The sequence below is a fragment of the Actinoplanes sp. TFC3 genome (assembly GCF_001553785.1).
In the GTDB taxonomy this organism is placed as follows: Bacteria; Actinomycetota; Actinomycetes; order Mycobacteriales; family Micromonosporaceae; genus Actinoplanes.
In genome coordinates, this window is sequence record NZ_LOJP01000001.1 from 960,162 (window position 1) to 978,698 (window position 18,537).

Sequence of the window (18,537 nt, forward strand, 5' to 3'; positions counted from 1 at the left end):
TCGCCGTAGGCCTGGAGTGAATCCGGGAACCCCGGCGAGAAAGGTTGACGAATACCCATGACGATGACGGACCCGATCGCAGACATGCTCACGCGTCTGCGTAACGCCAACCAGGCGTACCACGACAAGGTGACCATGCCCTTCTCGAAGATCAAGGCGAACATCGCCGAGGTCCTCAAGGCGGAGGGCTACATCGCCTCCTGGTCGGCCGAGGAGCCTGAAGAAGGCGAAGTCGGCAAGCGCCTGGTCGTTGAACTGAAGTACGGCCAGAGCCGCGAGCGCAGCCTCGCCGGGATCAAGCGCGTGTCCAAGCCCGGTCTGCGGGTTTACGCCAAGTCCGACGAGCTCCCCCGGGTGCTCGGCGGCCTCGGCGTCGCGATCATCTCGACGTCCCAGGGCCTCCTGACTGACCGGCAGGCCCGCAAGCGGAGCGTTGGCGGGGAAGTCCTCGCCTTCGTCTGGTAACGGAGACTTAGACATGTCGCGTATTGGACGTAAGTCGATCCCGGTTCCCGCCGGCGTCGACGTCACCATCACGGGCCAGACCGTCAAGGTCAAGGGTCCCAAGGGCGAACTCTCGCACACCGTCGCCGAGCCGATCACGGTTGAGAAGGCGGAGAACGGCGAGCTGCAGGTCAACCGCCCCAACGACGAGCGCAAGGCCAAGGAGCTCCACGGGCTCTCGCGGACCCTCGTCGCCAACATGATCGTCGGGGTCACCGAGGGCTACAAGAAGACCCTGGAGATCAACGGCACCGGTTACCGCGTGACCGCCAAGGGCAAGGACCTCGAGTTCGCCCTGGGCTTCTCGCACCCGGTCAACGTGCCCGCGCCGACCGGCATCACCTTCTCGGTGGAGCGGCCCACGCAGTTCACGGTGGCAGGCATCGACAAGCAGCTCGTCGGCGAGGTCGCCGCGAACATCCGGAAGATCCGCCCGCCGGAGCCTTACAAGGGCAAGGGCGTCAAGTACCAGGGCGAGGTCATCCGCCGCAAGGCTGGAAAGGCAGGTAAGAAGTGACCGCCACGCTGCTCAAGCGCCGCAATGGCGGCGGTGTCGCCTCCAAGCGCGCCGTCCGCAAGGCGCGTCGGCACTTCCGGGTCCGCAAGAACGTCCGCGGCACCGCCGAGCGTCCCCGCCTGGTCGTCACCCGGTCCTCGCGGAACATCACCGCGCAGATCGTCGACGACCTCAAGGGCCACACGGTGGCTTCTGCCTCCACGCTCGACGCCTCGCTGCGGGGTTCCGAGGGTGACAAGAGTGCGCTGGCCGGCAAGGTCGGTACGCTGCTCGCCGAGCGGGCCAAGGCCGCGGGCGTGTCCAAGGTCGTCTTCGACCGCGGTGGCAACAAGTACGCGGGGCGTATCGCCGCGCTTGCCGACGCCGCCCGCGAAGCCGGACTCGAGTTCTAGGAGGGAATGACCAATGCCTGGTCAGCAGCGCCGAGGCGGCGGGTCCGGCGGTAACAACGAAGGTGGCCGCCGCGACAACCGCCGTGAGGGCGGCCGCGGCAACGCGCCCGTCGAGAAGACCCCGCACCTCGAGCGGGTCGTCGCGATCAACCGTGTCGCGAAGGTCGTGAAGGGTGGTCGTCGCTTCAGCTTCACCGCCCTCGTGATCGTCGGCGACGGTGACGGCACCGTCGGCATCGGCTACGGAAAGGCCAAGGAGGTGCCCGCGGCCATCGCCAAGGGCGTCGAGGAGGCCAAGAAGCACTTCTTCAAGGTCCCGCGGATCGGTGCGACCATCCCGCACCCGATCACCGGTGAGGCCGCTGCGGGTGTCGTCCTGCTCAAGCCGGCCTCGGCGGGTACCGGTGTTATCGCCGGTGGCCCGGTGCGTGCCGTGCTGGAGTGCGCGGGCATCCACGACGTGCTGAGCAAGAGCCTCGGCTCGTCGAACCCGATCAACATCGTGCACGCGACGGTGGCCGCGCTCCGGGGCCTCGAGTCGCCGGAGCAGGTTGCGGCGCGCCGTGGCCTCCCGGTCGAGGACGTGGCCCCCGCGGCCATGCTGGCGGCTCGTGCGGAAGCGGCGGTGCACTGATGGCACGCTTGAAGGTCACCCAGGTCCGGTCCGGTATCGGCCGTAAGCAGAACCAGCGGGACTCCCTGCGGTCGCTTGGGCTGAAGCGGATCAACGATGTGGTGGTCAAGGAAGACCGTCCCGAGATCCGGGGCATGATCTTCGCCGTGAACCACCTCGTCGCTGTCGAGGAGGTCGAGTAATGGCGATCAAGGTCCACCACTTGCGTCCCGCTCCGGGAGCCAAGACCGCGAAGACCCGGGTGGGTCGCGGTGAGGGCTCCAAGGGCAAGACGGCCGGTCGCGGTACCAAGGGCACCGGCGCCCGTAAGAACGTTTCGGCGGCGTTCGAGGGTGGGCAGATGCCCATCCACATGCGTCTGCCGAAGCTGAAGGGCTTCAAGAACAAGAACAAGGTCGTCTTCCAGGTCGTGAACCTGGACCGCCTCGCCGAGCTGTTCCCGAACGGTGGCGAGGTCGGCCCGCTCGAGCTGGCTGAGGCCGGCGCGGTGCGGCGCGGCCAGCTCGTGAAGGTCCTCGGCTCGGGCGAGCTGGGCGGCGTGTCGCTGCAAATTTCGGCGCACGCGTTCAGCGAGTCGGCCAAGGAGAAGATCTCCGCAGCCGGTGGTTCCGCCACCGAGCTGTGATTTTCGCCGGGGGTGCTGGCCCGGGTATCACACGTGATACCTGGCTGGCATCCCCGTTGTGGCGTTTGACCTGGGGATTCATCCGGTCGGGCGGCACCGTTCCAACGGCCGCGGCGTAGCTCTTCGTCCCCAGGTGTTGCACAAGCGGCGACCGTGCCTCACGACAGCCCCGTCAGGCTGTTAAAGTCCGTTCCCAGCTAGGGATATCGGTCGTCCGGACCGATGCCTACCCCCATCCGCCGGTTACAGGCGGCCACCTCGCGCAGGAGGAAGAAGTTGCTCTCCGCCTTTTCCAGTGCGTTCCGGACGCCTGACCTGCGCAAGAAACTGCTGTTCACAGTAGCGATCATCGCGGTCTACCGGCTCGGTGCCACACTGCCCAGCCCAGGCGTGTCCTACACCAACGTCCAGAACTGCCTGGACGCCGTGAACAGCTCCAACGCCGGCGGCGGGGTCCTGAACCTGCTGAACCTGTTCTCCGGTGGCGCGCTTCTTCAGCTGTCGGTGTTTGCGCTGGGCATCATGCCCTACATCACCGCCTCGATCATCCTGCAACTGCTCACGGTCGTGATTCCGCGCCTCGAGCAGTTGCGCAAGGAAGGTCAATCCGGTCAGGCCAAGATCACCCAGTACACCCGGTACCTGACTCTGGGCCTCGCGATCCTGCAGTCCTCGGCGTTCGTCGCACTGGCCCGCTCCGGCCAGTTGTTCGCCAACGCTTGCCCGCAGGACCAGGCCAACCTCCAGATCATTCCCGAGAACACCGGGCTGCCGCTGTGGCTGACCCTGGTCATGCTGGTCATCACGATGACCGCGGGCACCGGTGTGGTCATGTGGCTCGGCGAGCTCATCACCGACCGCGGCGTCGGCAACGGCATGTCGGTCCTGATCTTCACCTCGATCGCCGCTCGCCTGCCCGGTGAGGGCTGGACGATCAAGGAGAGCGCCGGCTGGGCCAAGTTCTGGCTTGTTGTCGCGCTTGTGCTGCTGGTCATCTGCGCGGTCGTCTTCATCGAGCAGGCCCAGCGCCGCATCCCGGTGCAGTACGCGAAGCGGATGATCGGCCGGCGCATGTACGGCGGCACCTCGACGTACATCCCGCTCAAGGTCAACCAGGCCGGTGTCGTACCGGTGATCTTCGCGTCGTCGCTGCTCTACCTGCCCCAGCTTTACCTGCAGTTCTTCGACCAGAACAACCTCAAGGGCTACCAGCAGTGGATCCAGAACAACCTGGCCAACCCCAGCCACTGGATCTACATCGCGACGTACTTCCTGCTGATCATCTTCTTCACGTACTTCTACGTCTCGATCACGTTCAACCCGACCGAGGTCGCGGAGAACATGAAGAAGTACGGTGGTTTCGTACCGGGCATCCGGCCCGGTAAGCCCACCGCCGACTACCTGGACTTCATCCTCAGCCGGATCACCTTGCCGGGCGCGCTGTACCTGGGCCTGATCTCCGTTCTCCCGAACTTCTTCTTCATCTGGCTGGACAACCAGCAGTACCAGAACTTCCCGTTCGGCGGCACCGCGGTGCTGATCATGGTGGGTGTGGGTCTGGAGACGGTGAAGCAGATCGAGAGCCAGCTCATGCAGCGCAACTACGAAGGGTTCCTCCGGTAGTGGGGGCGCGGAGCCGGGGGGCTCTCGCGTCCGAGGTTTGCGAAGCTCGTTCTCACCGAAGCGAGGCGATGTAGGTGCGGCTGGTACTGGTGGGCCCTCCGGGGGCCGGCAAGGGGACCCAGGCTGAGTTCATCGCCGCCCATCTCGCCGTACCGAAGATCTCGACCGGTGACATCTTCCGAGCCAACGTGTCGCAGGGCACACCGCTGGGTCTTGAGGCCAAGCGGTACATGGACGCGGGCAACCTGGTCCCGGACGAGGTGACCATCAACATGGTCCGGGACCGGCTGGCCGAGCCCGATGCCGCCGACGGTTTCCTGCTGGACGGGTTCCCGAGAACCGTCCCTCAGGCGTCGGCGCTGGACAAGCTGCTGGCCGACCTCGGCACCGCCCTCGACCTCGTGATGGAACTTGTGGTCGACGACGACGAGGTCATCCGGCGGCTGTCGGGGCGGCGTACGTGCCGGGGCTGCGGCAAGATCTGGCACGTCGAGTTCGACCCGACGAGCAAGGAGAACATCTGCGACAGGTGTGGCTCCGAGCTCTTCCAGCGTGACGACGACCGGGCGGAGACAATCGCCAACCGGCTCGTTGAGTACGCGGACAAGACCGCACCGCTTGTCGACTTCTATGGCGCGCAGGGCAAGCTCGTCGGCATCGACGCGACCGGGCCGGTCGAGGACGTCACGGTGCGGGCGATCGACGCATTGCGCTCGTACGGAGGCTGACATGCGCCGTCATCAGATGGACATCCAGCTGAAGACGCCCGAGCAGATCGAGTTGATGCGCGGCGCCGGCCTGGTGGTCGCCGCCGCGCTGGACGCCATGTGCGAGGCGGTGGCCCCGGGGGTGTCAACGGCAGACCTGGACGCCATCGCCGAGAAGGTCATCCTCGACGCCGGGGCAGTCCCATCCTTCAAGGGCTACCACGGCTTCCCGGCCTCGATCTGCGCCTCGGTGAACGAACAGGTCGTGCATGGCATCCCGTCCGCCGAGCAGGTGCTGCAGGAGGGCGACCTCATCTCGCTTGACTGCGGCGCCATCCTGCACGGCTGGCACGGCGACTCGGCCATCACGGTAGGCGTGGGCGAAACGGATCCGGCGCTGTTGCGCATGGCCGAAGTAGCCGAGGACTCGATGTGGGCCGGCATCGCCGCGGCGGCGCGCGGAGCGGCGAACGGGCGAGGGCGGCTGACCGACATCTCGTTCAACGTCGAGAAGGTCGTCCGCAAGTCCGGCCGGTACGGCATCGTCGACGGCTACGGCGGCCACGGCATCGGCACCGAGATGCACCAGGACCCGCACGTGCTCAATCACGGCAAGCCGGGCAAGGGACCACGCCTGGTGACCGGCATGGCCCTGGCAATCGAGCCGATGATCACGATGGGGTCGCCGCGCACGGTGGAGCTCGATGACGGCTGGACAGTCGTCACCCGGGACGCTTCGAGGGCCGCGCACGTGGAGCACACGATGGCGATCCTTGAGGACGGGGTTTGGGTGACTACGGCGCACGACGGCGGACGGGCGCGGTTGGGGGATCTGGTGACCTCCCGGCAGCCCGCTGCTGACTCGCTGGCTGAATAGGGCGGCTCTTGGCTGGACGGGCCGCCGTCTGGACGGGTGGGCTGCCCTCTGGACGTGCTCAGCTTCAGCCTCATCACGTATCTGAGCCTGCTGCTCCGGCGGAGGTCGGCGAGATGCGGAAGCTTAGTGGGAGCGTCGTTCTTGGCCTCCGGGCTCGCGGGGCGACTCAGTAAAGGCCGCTGAACGACTCAGTAAAGGCCGCTGAACGAAGGTCGCTGAATCCGGCTCGTGACCGGGGAGCGTCGCGCTGTCATGCTGGGACGCATGGGGCGGGACGAGATGAGGGCCGGGGACGCCGACCGCCAAGCCGTGGCCAACAAGCTTCGGGCTGCGCTGGATGAGGGCCGGCTGGACCTGCACGAGTATGACGACCGCGTGCAGCAGGCCTACGCCGCCAAGACTTACGGCGAGTTGAATCCGTTGTTGCAGGATTTGCCGACCGCCAAGGTTTCCGTCCCCGTTGAGTCCCATGCCACGGGGCGGTGGCTCCGTGAGGTGTGGGGGAGCTGGCTCGGGGTTGTCGGCGTTACGTGTGTCATCTGGTTGATCAGCAGCGTGGCCAGTGGTGATCTCACTTATTTCTGGCCGGTGTGGGTAGCCGTTCCCTGGGGACTGGTTCTGGTTTTCGTCACCGTGACGGGGCTGAGCACGGGGGAGCCACGTAAGCAGGCCGAGAAGCGCGCCCGTAAGCAGCTCAAGCGGGAACGGCGAGCGCTGACCCGGGATGATGAGAAGAATCAGGGCTAATGTCCAGATTTCCCGGCACGTGACTCACCCGACCTCGGGTTACGGGGGGCTCGGTTTGGTGTCGATGGTAAGGCGCGCGTACACTGGCTTGCTGGCGCACAGCGTCCACTCCGGCGTGTCTTCAAAGCGCTTCTGAAGGTGCCGGAGCCGCGGCTGGTTCCGGCCCCCTCCTAACGGGGGCCGGGATGAACGTTGTACTCGCCTGCCCCACGAACCCGATGTCAGGTAGCGGAGGACATGCCCAAGAAAGACGGAGCCATCGAGATCGAAGGCCGAGTGATCGAGCCGTTGCCGAACGCTATGTTCCGCGTCGAGCTCGCGAATGGTCACAAGGTATTGGCGCACATCTCCGGAAAGATGCGGCAGCACTACATCCGCATTCTTCCCGAGGACCGGGTCGTCGTCGAGCTTTCGCCGTACGACCTGACCCGTGGTCGCATCGTCTACCGCTACAAGTAGTCGAGTCGCGGGGATCTGTTCCCGTCCGACTGAGAGTTAAGGCAAACCGTGAAGGTCAAGCCGAGCGTCAAGCGGATCTGCAACAACTGCCGGGTCATCCGGCGGCACGGCCGCGTCATGGTCATCTGCAAGACCGACGCGCGCCACAAGCAGCGCCAGGGCTAGTCCCGGCTCGCTGCCAGATCCGTACGCACGAACGAACAAGCTCGTCCCCAGCCACTTGTGGCTGCACCCCCGGTCGGAGGCCGGGGCCCGTCCGGGCAGGCGGGATGGCGACGGGCACAGACCTCCGTGAGACACCTGAGGAGTACGCCCACTTATGGCTCGACTCGTCGGCGTCGATCTTCCCCGCGAGAAGCGGATGGAGATCGCGCTCACTTACATCTTCGGGATCGGTCGCACCCGTGCCGTTGAGGCGCTGACCGCTACCGCTATTGATCTGAACAAGCGCGCCAAGGACCTCACGGACGAGGAGCTGGTCCAGCTCCGCGACTACATCGAGGGCAATTTCAAGGTTGAGGGTGACCTGCGCCGCGAGGTCGCCGCGGATATCCGCCGCAAGGTCGAGATCGGCTGCTACGCCGGCATCCGCCACCGCCGGGGTCTGCCCGTGCGGGGTCAGCGCACCCGGACCAACGCGCGTACGCGTAAGGGTCCGAAGCGCACGGTTGCAGGTAAGAAGAAGCCGGGTCGGAAGTAATAGGAGCGCACTGACTTATGCCACCGAAGGCACGCGCAGGGGCCGCAGTCAAGAAGGTCCGGCGCAAGGAACGCAAGAACGTCGCCCACGGGCAGGCGCACATCAAGAGCACCTTCAACAACACCATCGTGTCGATCACCGACCCGACCGGTGCGGTCATTTCCTGGGCCTCGTCCGGCCAGGTGGGCTTCAAGGGCTCCCGCAAGTCGACCCCGTTCGCCGCGCAGCTGGCCGCCGAGGCCGCCGCTCGCCGGGCGATGGAGCACGGCATGCGCAAGGTCGACGTGTTCGTCAAGGGCCCCGGTTCCGGCCGGGAGACCGCCATCCGTTCGCTGCAGGCCGCGGGTCTCGAGGTCGGGCAGATCTCCGACGTCACGCCCCAGCCGCACAACGGGTGCCGTCCGCCGAAGCGTCGCCGGGTCTAAGGGAGAGATCGAAGTAATGGCTCGTTACACAGGTGCGGACTGCAAGCGCTGCCGCCGCGAGAAGATGAAGCTGTTCCTCAAGGGCAGCAAGTGCGATGGTCCGAAGTGCCCGTTCGAGTCCCGGCCGTTCCCGCCCGGGCAGCACGGCCGTGGCCGGACCAAGGAGACCGAGTACCTGCTCCAGCACCGCGAGAAGCAGAAGGCCCGTCGTACGTACGGCGTGCTCGAGAAGCAGTTCCGCGGTTACTACGAGGAGGCTGTCACCAAGCCCGGCAAGACCGGTGAGGTGCTGCTGCAGATCCTCGAGTCGCGGCTGGACAACGTCGTTTACCGGGCCGGCTACGCCGCGTCCCGCGACATGGCCCGTCAGCTGGTCAAGCACGGCCACCTGCTGGTCAACGGCATCAAGGTGGACATCCCCTCGTACCGGGTGAAGGACCACGACATCATCCAGGTCCGGGAGAAGTCCCGCGAGATGACGCCGTTCGTGGTTGCGCAGGCTCAGGCGGGTTCCCGCCCGGTGCCGGCGTGGCTCGAGCCCATCCCGAGTGAGATGAAGATCCTGATCCACTCGCTCCCGGCCCGCGCTGTCATCGACACGCAGGTCCAGGAGCAGCTGATCGTCGAGCTTTACTCCAAGTAACACGTTGCCCGGCGCTTGAGAGAGCGCCGGGCAATACAGATGGCCATCAAATAGCGGGTGGCCTGACAGAAAGAAGAACAGCGTGCTCATCAGCCAGCGGCCGTCCCTCTCGGAGGAGACGCTCAGCGAGACCCGCTCCCGGTTCACCATCGAACCGCTGGAGCCGGGCTTCGGCTACACCCTCGGCAACTCGCTTCGGCGGACCCTGCTGTCGTCCATCCCGGGCGCGGCGGTCACCAGCATCAAGATCGACGGCGTTCTGCACGAGTTCACCACCATCCCCGGTGTCAAGGAGGATGTGGTTGAGCTGGTCATGAACGTCAAGGAGCTCACCGTCAGCTCCGAGCACGACGAACCGGTCAGCATGTACCTGCGCAAGCAGGGCCCGGGCGACGTCACCGCCGGTGACATCCAGCCCCCGGCCGGCGTGTCCGTGCACAACCCCGACCTGAAGCTGGCCACGCTCAACAGCAAGGGCCGGCTCGACATGGAGCTCACCGTCGAGCGGGGCCGTGGCTACGTCACGGCAGCGCAGAACAAGAGCGCCGGCGCCGAGATCGGCCGGATCCCGGTCGACTCGATCTACTCGCCGGTCATGAAGGTGACCTACCGCGTCGAGGCCACCCGTGTCGAGCAGCGCACCGACTTCGACCGTCTGATCATTGACGTCGAGTCCAAGGCATCCATCTCGCCCCGGACCGCGCTGGCATCGGCCGGCTCGACGCTTGTCGAGCTGTTCGGCCTCTGCCGCGAGCTGGACGAGACCGCCGAGGGCATCGACATCGGGCCGTCCCCGCAGGACGCCCAGCTGGCCGCCGACCTGGCCCTGCCGATTGAGGAGCTGGACCTCACCGTCCGGTCGTACAACTGCCTCAAGCGCGAGGGCATCAACACGGTGGGCGAGCTAATAGGGCGTACGGAGGCCGACCTTCTGGATATAAGGAATTTCGGTCAGAAGTCGATCGACGAGGTCAAGATGAAGCTCGCCGGAATGGGCCTGGGCCTCAAGGACAGCGCGCCGTCCTTCGACCCGGCGCACGTGGTCGATTCGTTCGGCGACGTGGACTACGACACCGACGACTACCGCGAGACCGAGCAGCTCTAACAAGCTCGCAGCGGCCATTCACAAGGAGCACTCGAAATGCCCACGCCCACCAAGGGTCCCCGCCTCGGCGGCAGCCCGGCGCACGAGAAGCTGCTGCTGGCCAACCTGGCCACGGAGCTCTTCCGGCACGGGAAGATCAAGACCACCGAGACGAAGGCGAAGCGCCTGCGTCCCCTGGCGGAGCAGCTGATCACCAAGGCCAAGCGCGGTGACCTGCACTCCCGTCGCCGGGTGCTGACCGTCGTCAGGGACAAGGACGTCGTCTACGCGCTGTTCGAGCAGATCGCGCCGCGCTACGGCAACCGTCCCGGCGGTTACACCCGCATCACCAAGACCGGCCCGCGCAAGGGTGACGCCGCTCCCATGGCCGTCATCGAGCTGGTTGAGGAGCTGCAGGTTGCGGCGACCACCGCGCCGTCGAAGTCGGCCCGCAAGGCCGCCGCGCAGCAGAACAAGGTCGAGGCGCTGACCCGCGACGAGGACGAGACCCCGGCCGCCGTCCCGGCGGCCGAGGCCCCGGCCGACGTGCAGGACGACCAGGACGCCGAGCCGCCGGTGAACGCTTCCGGTGACAAGGGCGCCGAGGGCCCGGGCGACCAGGCCGAGGGCGAAGACACCAAGGCCTGAGCAAGGCACTGACGGCCCGGCACCCTGTGAAGGGTGCCGGGCTGTTCTGTATCCAAGGGGAGGACGCAAGTGCGGCTGCGGCTGGACGTCTCGTACGACGGCACCGATTTTTCCGGCTGGGCGGTGCAGCCCACCCGTCGTACCGTCGCGGGGGTGTTGCTCGAAGCGCTCACCCGGCTCACCGGCCCGGATGCGGAGCTGGGCCTGACCGTGGCCGGGCGCACGGACGCCGGCGTGCACGCGAGCGGCCAGGTCTGCCACATCGAGCTTGCGGACGATCTCTGGGAGACGCTGCAGCCGTCCCTGCTGCGCCGCCTCGCCGCGCTGATGCCGCCCGACGCGCGGGTCAAGGCGATAACCCCGGTTCCGGGTACGTTCGATGCTCGCTTCTCCGCCACGTTCCGCCGCTACGAGTACCGCGTGGCTGACACCGGTTACGGTCCCGAACCCCTGCGCCGCCACGACACCCTGGGCTGGGTACGCCCGCTCGACCTGGACCGGCTCAACGCTGCCGCCGAGGGCCTGGTCGGCCTGCACGACTTCGCCGCGTTCTGCAAGCGCAAGGAGCACGCCACCACCGTACGAGCCATCACCCGGCTGGATTGGCGGCGCGCCCCGGACGGCGTGGCCCTGGCCACCGTGCAAGCCGATGCGTTCTGCCAGGCCATGGTTCGCAGCCTGGTCGGCGCGATGCTGACCGTGGGCGACGGCCGGCGCGATCCCGCCTGGCCGGCCAAGCTGCTGACCATGCGCGAGCGTTCCAGCGAGGTGACAGTGGCCCCGGCGCACGGGCTGACGCTGGTGGAGGTCGGCTATCCCGCGGAATCCGAGTACGCCCAGCGCGCCGATGCCACCCGGCGTCTACGCGTGCCGTGACCGCGTGGCGATGACCTTGTCGCTCAGGTACTGCTCAACGAGGTCGGCGGTGATGCGCCCGGCGTACGGGTCGTCATCGGCCACCACGCCACCGTCGGGCCGCGAGATCAGGCAGTACAGCAGGTAGTGCCCCCGGGAGCGCCAACCGGCCTGGGCCAGCGGCGTGGTGGTAGGGGTGAAGGTGCCCAGCGCGCCTATCGCCGCGAAGCCTCCGCGCCCGTTTTCGATCAGCGAGCCAGCGCGCTCGGCGGCCTCGGCCGCACCCGCGTCGTCGGCGAGGTTGAAGATCCCCGCAGTCACCCGGTAACCGCCGTAGGGCGCGGTCATGGTGGCCCGCACGATCTGGTCGCACCCGTTGCCGGCCAGCAGCGTGGCCAGCTCACCGGTCGCCGCCCGGGTGCAGTCGGTGTCCACATGGGTCACCGTGATCCGGTACGGCGAAGCCCCCGCGACCAGCTCGATCTGCTGCGACGGGAACACCTCCTGCCGGGTCAGCGGCTGCGGGTCGGCTGACCGGGAGCCGATGGTGCTGGGGGCGAGCACCGGCGCCGCCGCCGAGGCAGCCTCGCGGCGTTTGTCGGCGATGACGAAGAACCCGACCAGCACCAGGATCGACGTGACGATGAGCGCGGCGAGCCCGGTCAGCAGCAGGTGCATGGCTTGCTGCGGGTCCCGGTCGACGGCCAGCGGACGGGCGCGATGGGCTGGCATGGGTTTCACGTTACGAGCGCATGATGATCGATGGACGCACTCCGTGTGCGGCAGCGAGGCGGGGACAGGCAAACTGGCAGGGTGACCGCCGACCATTACTTCAGTGCCGAGCCCACCGCGCCGGAAACCCGCGAGCAGATCGAGTTCTCCGTGGCGGGCCGGGATTACGCGCTTGCCGCCTCTCGCGGGGTCTTCTCGGCCGGGCGGCTCGACCCGGGCACGGCTGTGCTGCTGCGCAAGGGTGACCTACCCGATGCCGCCACCGAGGGCACGTTTCTCGACATCGGGTGCGGCTACGGGCCGATCACCTGTGTGCTGGCCGCCGAGGCGCCGCGCAGCCGGGTGGTCGCGATTGACGTGAACTCGCGGGCGCGGGCGTTGACCGAGGAGAACGCTGCAACGCTGGGGCTGGGCGAGCGGGTGCAGGTTCGCGCACCTGAGGACGTACCGGATGAGCTGCTTTTTGATCAGATCTGGAGCAACCCGCCGACCCACATCGGCAAGGCCGGGCTGCAGGCGCTGGTGGATCGGTGGCTGGACCGGCTGGCGGAGGGTGGCGTCGCGTGGTTGGTGATCAACCGCAACCTCGGTGGTGACTCGCTGCACACCTGGCTCACCGGCAAGGGCTGGAATGTGACACGAACCGCCAGCCAGCGTGGGTACCGGGTATTGAAGGTGACGCGCGGCTAGCACCTCCGGGAAGATGTCCGTGTGGGTTACGTGGATGTCTCCGGGGCCGGGTTCGTGCTGCCGGACGGGCGGGAGTTGTTCTCCGACGTGTCGTTCCGGGTCGGCGAGGGCGCGAAGGTGGCCCTGGTCGGCCCCAACGGCGCCGGCAAGACGACGTTGCTGCGGATGGTGGCCGGGGATATCGCCGCGCCGATCGGCACCATCGCGCGTTCCGGCGGGCTCGGGGTGATGCGCCAGTTCATCGGCATGATCGGCGACGACCGGACGCTTGCGGATCTGGCGTTGTCGCTGGTCGCGCCGCCGTTGCGCAAGGCCGGGGCGGAGCTGGCGGCGGCCGATGAGCGGCTGCAGGCGGCGCCGGAATCGGAAAAGGCGCAAATCGCGTACGCCAACGCGCTCACCGGCTGGGGTGAGGCGGGCGGCTATGACGCCGAGGTGCTGTTCGACGTGGTCGCCGTCTCCATCTTGGACAAGGCGTGGGACGAGGTGAAGCACCGCCCGGTCCGCACGCTGTCCGGGGGCCAGCAGAAGCGGTTCGCCCTCGACCTGCTGCTGCGCGGCTCCGACGAAGTGCTGCTGCTCGACGAGCCGGACAACTTCCTCGACGTGCCGGGCAAGCGCTGGCTGGAGGAGCGCCTGCGAGAGTCGTCCAAGTCGGTGCTCTACGTCTCGCACGACCGTGAGCTGCTGGCCCAGACCGCCGGGCGGGTGGTTGCGGTGGAGGGCGGCGGTGCTTGGACGCATCCGGGGGGCTTCGCGTCGTGGCATGAGGCGCGCTCGGACCGCCATGCGCGGCTGCTGGAACTGCGGCGGCGCTGGGATGAGGAGCACGAGAAGCTCAAGGAGCTTGTGTTCACGCTCAAGAACAAGGCCGCATTCAACGATGGGCTGGCCTCGCGGTATCAGGCGGCGCAGACCCGGCTTCGCAAGTTCGAGGAAGCGGGGCCGCCACCGGTGCCGCCGAAGGAGCAGTCGCTGCGGATGAAGCTGCGCGGTGGTCGTACCGGAAAACGGGCCGTGATCTGCGAAGAGCTGGAGCTGGAGGATCTGACGTTCCCGTTCGACCTGGAGATCTGGTACGGCGACCGGGTTGCCGTGCTGGGCGCGAACGGCACCGGCAAGTCGCACTTCCTGCGCCTGCTGGCCGGCGGCGGCACCGAACCGGATGCGGACAACAAGCCGGTCGATGGCGCTCCTTTGGCACATGTTGCGCACAACGGCAAAGCGCGGCTTGGTGCCCGGGTTCGCCCGGGTCACTTCTCGCAGACCCACGACCGGCCTGAGCTGATCGAACGGACCCTCGTGGAGATCCTGTGGCGGGGTGACGAACATCGCTCCGGTATGGATCGTGCGGGGGCGATGAAGGCGCTCAACCGCTATGAGCTTGCGGCGCAGGGTGATCAACGTTTCGGCACCTTGTCCGGCGGTCAGCAGGCGCGTTTCTTGGTGCTGTTGCTGGAGTTGTCCGGGGCGACGGTGCTGCTGCTCGACGAGCCAACGGACAACCTCGACCTGGCGTCGGCCGAGGCACTGGAGGAGGGCCTGAAGGCGTTCGAAGGCACGGTGATTGCGGTCACTCACGACCGCTGGTTCACCCGGGGCTTCGACCGTTTCGTCCTCTTTGGCGGTGACGGTGAAGTCGTGGAGACGCCCGAGCCCGTCTGGGACGTGCGCCGAGCGTCGCTTCGGGGTTAAGGTTCTGCCCAAACCCCCACGGGAGTCCGGTGCACCGGGCTGAGAGGGAGGCTGCCGCGGCCTCCGACCGTCGAACCTGATCCGGATCATGCCGGCGCAGGGAGGAGTGCGTTGTGGACTTCGCACGTCTGCATGTGGTCACCGACAGTGTGGCGGTTGCGGCCGCTGCCGTGGCCGCGGCCCCAGATCCAAAGCTGATAGCGATCCAGGTACGTCCACAAAACGTCACCGACCGCGCCGCCTTCGCCCTGGCCACCGAGATTGTCGCGGTGTGCCGGCTGGCCGGGGTGCTGTGCCTGATCAACGACCGGGTGGACCTCGCGCTGGCCGTGGGCGCGGACGGCGTGCACGTGGGCGCCGACGACCTTCCCGTGGCCGCCGCGCGAGCCGTTCTCGGTGCTGGCGTGCTGGGTGCGACCTGCCGTGATGCCGAGTCGGCCCGGGCCGCGGTTGCTGCCGGGGCCTCGTACCTGGGAGTCGGGCCGGCCTTCCCCACGACCACCAAGGCAGGGCTGCCCGCACCGCTCGGGCCGGACCGGATCGGTGCGGTGGCCCTGGCTGTCCCGGGTACGCCGGTGATCGCCATCGGCGGGGTGACGGCCGGCAATGCGGGGCTGCTCCTGGCGGCTGGGGCGGCCGGCGTGGCGGTGGTCGGTGCCGTGGCCGCAGCCGAGGATCCCGGTGCAGCGACCACCGAGCTGCTCAAGGTCCTGGGATGACGTCGCCGCTGACCGTGGTCGGTGGCGGGATCATCGGGCTGAGCATCGCCTGGCGCTGTGCCCAGCGCGGGCTCGACGTCGCCGTCTACGACGAGGGCCGCGACGACGGTGCCTGGTACGCGGCGGCCGGGATGCTGGCCGCGGCGGGGGAGACCGCGTTCGGGCAGGAGGCGTTGAGCGCGCTGCTGCTGGAGTCCTCGAAACGCTGGGCCGGGTTCGCCGCCGGCCTGGGCTCGCTGGGCTACGACCGTACCGGCGCCCTGGATGTTGCCTTGACCAGCGATGACCTGGCCTCGGCGCGGCGGATGTGGGGGTACCGGGACGGGCCGCAGCCGCTTGCCTCCAGTGAGCTGCGCGACCTTGAGCCGGCGCTGTCGCCTCGGGTTCGCGGCGGGGCCCTGCTGCCCGGCGATCATCAGGTCGACCCGCGCCGGGTGGTGGCCGCGTTGCGGTCGGCGCTCGGGGACGCGGTGCAGCCCCGGCGGGTGGACACCATCCCGGACGGGCCGGTCGTCATCGCAGCGGGCATCGGGACCGCAGCGCTGACGGGGTTGCCGGTGCGCCCGGTGAAAGGGCTGGTCCTGCGGCTGCGGGCCGAACCCGGGCTGCTGCGTCACGTGATCAACGGCTATGTCGACGGCCGGCACGTGTACGTCGTCCCGCGCGCCGACGGCGACATCATCGTGGGCGCCACCGAAGAGGAGCGCGCCGACCTCACGGTGACCGCCGGCGCGGTGCTGGAGCTGCTGCGGTCGGCCACCGACCTCGTCCCCGACCTGGCCGAAGCCGAGCTGACCGAAACCGTCGTGCGGCACCGGCCCGGCACGCCGGACAACGCGCCGCTGCTCGGGCGGTGGCGCACCGATGTGATCGTCGCTGCCGGACATCACCGCAACGGCGTGCTGCTCGCGCCGATCACTGCCGATCTGATCGCCGACCTTGTGGTGACCGGCCGGCCCGATCCCTTGCTCGACGCTTTCGCCCCCGGGAGGTTTGCATGAGGGTCACCATCAACGGCCAGCACACCACAGTCGAACCCAGCAGCACCGTCGAAGGGCTGGTCGACGGCGTCACCCAGGCCCGCCGCGGCGTTGCGGTAGCGGTGAACGGCGAGGTGGTCCCGCGATCGGCCTGGTCCGCTGCCACCTTGCGCGAAGGTGACCGGGTCGAGGTGCTCACCGCGGCGCAGGGAGGCTGAGCATGGACGACATCTTCGGCAAGTCCCGGCTCATCCTGGGCACCGGGGGAGCGCAGAGCCTGGCGGCGCTCGAATCCGCGATCCTGGCTTCCGGCACCGAGATGGTGACAGTGGCGTTGCGGCGCATCGACGCGGCCGGCCCGGGTCTGCTGCCGCTGCTCGACCGGCTGGGCATGCGGGTGCTGCCCAACACCGCCGGCTGCTACACCGCGGCGGACGCGATCAAGGCGGCGCGGCTGGCCCGCGACGCGTTCGAGACGGCGCTGATCAAACTTGAGGTCATCGGCGACCAGCGGACCCTGCTGCCGGACGGGGTCGAGCTGCTCAAGGCGACCGAGACGCTTGTCGACGACGGTTTCCGGGTGTTCGCCTACACCAGCGACGACCCGATCCTGGCCCGGCGGCTGGCCGACCTGGGGTGTGCGGCGGTGATGCCGGCGGGCTCGCCGATCGGATCGGGGCTGGGGATCAGCAACCCGCATCACATCCGGCTGATCCGCGACTCGGTCCGGGTTCCGGTGATCCTGGACGCGGGCATCGGCACGGCCTCGGATGCGGCGCTCGCGATGGAACTGGGCTGCGATGGCGTGCTGATCGCGTCGGCTGTGACCCGGGCCGCCGATCCGGCGCGGATGGCCGAGGCGATGCGGCACGCGGTCGAGGCCGGTCGGCTGGCTGCGGAAGCCGGTCGCATCCCGAAGCGCTATCACGCGCTCGCCTCCACCCCGGACGCCGGGATGCCGGCATGGTGACCCCGGCGGGCGTCGTCGTGCTCACCGATCGCATGCTCGCCGCCGGGCCGTTGACCGAGGTGGTCGAGGCGGCGGTCCGCGGCGGGGCGTCCTGGATCATCCTGCGGGACAGGGATTTACGGTACGACCGCAGAGCCGCCCTCGCCCGAACCCTCCGAGCCACCACCAAGGCCCGCATCATCGTCGCCGGCCCCGACCCGCTCGGCGGCACCGCCGTCCACCTGGCAGCCCACGACCACCTGGCAACGCCGGTTGACTTGGTCGGCCGCTCCTGGCACGGCACCGAGCCGCTGTCCGATGAGGACTACATCACCCTGTCCCCGATCTACCCCACGTCCTCAAAACCCGGGTACGGCCCAGCGCTCGGCGCCGGCCAGGCGGCCCGGTTGGCGGGGGAGCGGCCGTGGCTCGCGCTCGGCGGAGTGGACTCGCCGTCGCGGGCGGCCGAATGCGTCGCTGCCGGTGCCTGCGGGGTGGCGGTCATGGGGGCCGTGATGCGGGCTGCCGACCCCGAACGCGTGGTGCGGGAGCTGGCGGAGGCGGTGTCATGACCCCCACGGTGGTGCTCACGATCGCCGGCTCGGATTCCGGGGCTGGGGCGGGGATCCAGGCCGACTTGAAGACGTTCGCGGCGCAGGGGACGTACGGGATCTCGGTCATCACCGCGATCACGGCGCAGAACACGACGGGGGTCACCGCCGTGCACCCGGTGCCGCCGGAGATCGTGGCGGCGCAGCTCGACGCGGTGCTGAGCGACTTCGACGTGGCAGCGGTCAAGGTCGGCATGGTCGGCGATCCGGCTGTGGCTCAGGTGATCGCGGCACGGGCTGCGCAGTTGCCGAACCTGGTGGTCGATCCGGTGCTGGTGGCTACGAGTGGGAGCCGGTTGTCCAATGTCGCTGCCGTTGCGCCGCTGGTTTTGTACCCCCGCGTCCTGACGCCGAATCGGCAGGAAGCCGGCGCCCTGCTGGGACGGCAAGTTGCGACCGCCGAGGAAATGGCGGCGGCGGCCGGGGAGTTGGCGGCGCGTGGGCCGGAAGCTGTGGTGGTGACCGGTAGTGAACAGGCCGTGGACCTGCTGCATTACGCCGGGCGGACCACCGAGCTGCGCGGTGATCCGGTGGACACCCTCAACAATCACGGTTCCGGGTGCACCTTTTCGTCGGCCATCGCGGCCCGGCTGGCTCTGGGCGATGACCTGGAACGGGCGGTTCAGGCGGCTAAGAGCTATGTCGCGCGGGCATTGATCGGCGGGCGCGATTGGAAACTCGGCTCGGGGCCGGGGCCGCTGCACCACTTCTTCAGCTAGGA

27 protein-coding genes and 1 riboswitch are annotated in these 18,537 nt (G+C 68.3%); of the genes, 26 read left to right on the top strand and 1 reads right to left on the bottom strand.

From position 1 onward, the window contains the following. Positions 1-57: 57 nt before the first annotated feature. The 18 genes from rpsH (at position 58) to truA (ending at position 11,461) form a co-directional block, all read left to right on the top strand. Positions 58-465 carry a 30S ribosomal protein S8 gene (gene rpsH / locus TFC3_RS04265; RefSeq protein ID WP_067495887.1) on the top strand — a complete coding sequence of 136 codons (408 nt, stop codon included), beginning with the start codon at positions 58-60 and terminating at the stop codon, positions 463-465. A gap of 13 nt (positions 466-478) precedes the next feature. Continuing rightward, positions 479-1,021: a 50S ribosomal protein L6 gene (rplF, locus tag TFC3_RS04270; protein WP_067495890.1), complete on the top strand. Its 543-nt coding sequence runs from the start codon at positions 479-481 to the stop codon at positions 1,019-1,021. 8 nt (positions 1,022-1,029) lie between these two features. Further along, complete coding sequence (gene rplR / locus TFC3_RS04275) at positions 1,030-1,413, top strand: 50S ribosomal protein L18 (RefSeq protein ID WP_173745360.1); 384 nt, start codon at positions 1,030-1,032, stop codon at positions 1,411-1,413. Between the two features lie 13 nt (positions 1,414-1,426). After that, positions 1,427-2,047 (top strand): 30S ribosomal protein S5, encoded by a 621-nt coding sequence (gene rpsE / locus TFC3_RS04280; protein WP_067495896.1) that lies wholly within the window; start codon positions 1,427-1,429, stop codon positions 2,045-2,047. Beyond that, positions 2,047-2,229 (top strand): 50S ribosomal protein L30, encoded by a 183-nt coding sequence (rpmD, locus tag TFC3_RS04285; RefSeq protein WP_067495897.1) that lies wholly within the window; start codon positions 2,047-2,049, stop codon positions 2,227-2,229. Before rpsE ends, rpmD begins: the two co-directional genes overlap by 1 nt. Continuing rightward, positions 2,229-2,672, top strand: a complete 444-nt coding sequence (rplO, locus tag TFC3_RS04290; protein WP_067495900.1) for a 50S ribosomal protein L15 — start codon at positions 2,229-2,231, stop codon at positions 2,670-2,672. The genes rpmD and rplO overlap by 1 nt, the downstream gene beginning before the upstream one ends. Before the next feature lie 276 nt (positions 2,673-2,948). Then, positions 2,949-4,295: a preprotein translocase subunit SecY gene (secY, locus tag TFC3_RS04295; protein WP_067495902.1), complete on the top strand. Its 1,347-nt coding sequence runs from the start codon at positions 2,949-2,951 to the stop codon at positions 4,293-4,295. Positions 4,296-4,369: 74 nt separating this feature from the next. Then, positions 4,370-5,023, top strand: coding sequence for an adenylate kinase (locus TFC3_RS04300; protein WP_015619013.1), 654 nt, complete (start codon positions 4,370-4,372; stop codon positions 5,021-5,023). 1 nt (position 5,024) lies between these two features. Further along, complete coding sequence (gene map / locus TFC3_RS04305; protein WP_067495905.1) at positions 5,025-5,879, top strand: type I methionyl aminopeptidase; 855 nt, start codon at positions 5,025-5,027, stop codon at positions 5,877-5,879. A gap of 279 nt (positions 5,880-6,158) precedes the next feature. Then, entirely contained in the window at positions 6,159-6,626 is a 468-nt protein-coding gene (locus tag TFC3_RS04310; protein WP_067505950.1) for a DUF1707 domain-containing protein, read from the top strand. Between the two features lie 237 nt (positions 6,627-6,863). Beyond that, positions 6,864-7,085, top strand: a complete 222-nt coding sequence (infA, locus tag TFC3_RS04315) for a translation initiation factor IF-1 (protein ID WP_007073013.1) — start codon at positions 6,864-6,866, stop codon at positions 7,083-7,085. Between the two features lie 48 nt (positions 7,086-7,133). Further along, entirely contained in the window at positions 7,134-7,250 is a 117-nt protein-coding gene (gene rpmJ / locus TFC3_RS04320; RefSeq protein ID WP_015619018.1) for a 50S ribosomal protein L36, read from the top strand. Positions 7,251-7,404: 154 nt separating this feature from the next. After that, on the top strand, positions 7,405-7,785 hold the full coding sequence (gene rpsM, locus TFC3_RS04325) for a 30S ribosomal protein S13 (protein WP_015619019.1): 381 nt from the start codon (positions 7,405-7,407) through the stop codon (positions 7,783-7,785). 17 nt (positions 7,786-7,802) lie between these two features. Continuing rightward, a complete protein-coding gene (rpsK, locus tag TFC3_RS04330; RefSeq protein WP_014440747.1) occupies positions 7,803-8,210 on the top strand; it encodes a 30S ribosomal protein S11 in 408 nt (135 codons plus the stop codon). 16 nt (positions 8,211-8,226) lie between these two features. Then, the gene (rpsD, locus tag TFC3_RS04335; protein WP_067495907.1) at positions 8,227-8,853 is read left to right on the top strand and encodes a 30S ribosomal protein S4; all 627 of its coding nucleotides are present in this window, start codon (positions 8,227-8,229) and stop codon (positions 8,851-8,853) included. An 82-nt stretch (positions 8,854-8,935) separates the two neighbouring features. Then, entirely contained in the window at positions 8,936-9,958 is a 1,023-nt protein-coding gene (locus tag TFC3_RS04340; protein WP_015619022.1) for a DNA-directed RNA polymerase subunit alpha, read from the top strand. A gap of 36 nt (positions 9,959-9,994) precedes the next feature. Next, entirely contained in the window at positions 9,995-10,585 is a 591-nt protein-coding gene (gene rplQ / locus TFC3_RS04345) for a 50S ribosomal protein L17 (protein ID WP_067495909.1), read from the top strand. A 69-nt stretch (positions 10,586-10,654) separates the two neighbouring features. Next, positions 10,655-11,461 carry a tRNA pseudouridine(38-40) synthase TruA gene (gene truA / locus TFC3_RS04350; protein WP_173745296.1) on the top strand — a complete coding sequence of 269 codons (807 nt, stop codon included), beginning with the start codon at positions 10,655-10,657 and terminating at the stop codon, positions 11,459-11,461. Here truA and TFC3_RS04355 read toward each other — a convergent pair. After that, positions 11,447-12,172, bottom strand: a complete 726-nt coding sequence (locus TFC3_RS04355) for a hypothetical protein (RefSeq protein WP_067495915.1) — start codon at positions 12,170-12,172, stop codon at positions 11,447-11,449. The genes truA and TFC3_RS04355 overlap by 15 nt on opposite strands. An 81-nt stretch (positions 12,173-12,253) precedes the next feature. On the opposite strand from TFC3_RS04355, the gene TFC3_RS04360 reads away from it, so the two are divergent. The 8 genes from TFC3_RS04360 (at position 12,254) to thiD (ending at position 18,535) form a co-directional block, all read left to right on the top strand. Next, positions 12,254-12,862 carry a class I SAM-dependent methyltransferase gene (locus tag TFC3_RS04360; protein ID WP_067495918.1) on the top strand — a complete coding sequence of 203 codons (609 nt, stop codon included), beginning with the start codon at positions 12,254-12,256 and terminating at the stop codon, positions 12,860-12,862. A 21-nt stretch (positions 12,863-12,883) separates the two neighbouring features. Continuing rightward, positions 12,884-14,557 (top strand): ABC-F family ATP-binding cassette domain-containing protein, encoded by a 1,674-nt coding sequence (locus TFC3_RS04365; protein ID WP_067495921.1) that lies wholly within the window; start codon positions 12,884-12,886, stop codon positions 14,555-14,557. A gap of 8 nt (positions 14,558-14,565) precedes the next feature. After that, positions 14,566-14,677: riboswitch (TPP riboswitch) on the top strand. Then, complete coding sequence (gene thiE, locus TFC3_RS04370; RefSeq protein WP_067495923.1) at positions 14,671-15,276, top strand: thiamine phosphate synthase; 606 nt, start codon at positions 14,671-14,673, stop codon at positions 15,274-15,276. It overlaps the preceding riboswitch by 7 nt. Beyond that, complete coding sequence (gene thiO, locus TFC3_RS04375; RefSeq protein WP_067495926.1) at positions 15,273-16,277, top strand: glycine oxidase ThiO; 1,005 nt, start codon at positions 15,273-15,275, stop codon at positions 16,275-16,277. Before thiE ends, thiO begins: the two co-directional genes overlap by 4 nt. After that, positions 16,274-16,474, top strand: a complete 201-nt coding sequence (gene thiS, locus TFC3_RS04380; RefSeq protein WP_067495928.1) for a sulfur carrier protein ThiS — start codon at positions 16,274-16,276, stop codon at positions 16,472-16,474. Before thiO ends, thiS begins: the two co-directional genes overlap by 4 nt. Positions 16,475-16,476: 2 nt before the next feature. Continuing rightward, complete coding sequence (locus TFC3_RS04385; protein WP_067495931.1) at positions 16,477-17,226, top strand: thiazole synthase; 750 nt, start codon at positions 16,477-16,479, stop codon at positions 17,224-17,226. Further along, positions 17,220-17,777 carry a thiamine phosphate synthase gene (locus TFC3_RS04390; RefSeq protein WP_067495934.1) on the top strand — a complete coding sequence of 186 codons (558 nt, stop codon included), beginning with the start codon at positions 17,220-17,222 and terminating at the stop codon, positions 17,775-17,777. The genes TFC3_RS04385 and TFC3_RS04390 overlap by 7 nt, the downstream gene beginning before the upstream one ends. Next, entirely contained in the window at positions 17,774-18,535 is a 762-nt protein-coding gene (thiD, locus tag TFC3_RS04395) for a bifunctional hydroxymethylpyrimidine kinase/phosphomethylpyrimidine kinase (protein ID WP_067495937.1), read from the top strand. The genes TFC3_RS04390 and thiD overlap by 4 nt, the downstream gene beginning before the upstream one ends. Positions 18,536-18,537: the final 2 nt, after the last annotated feature.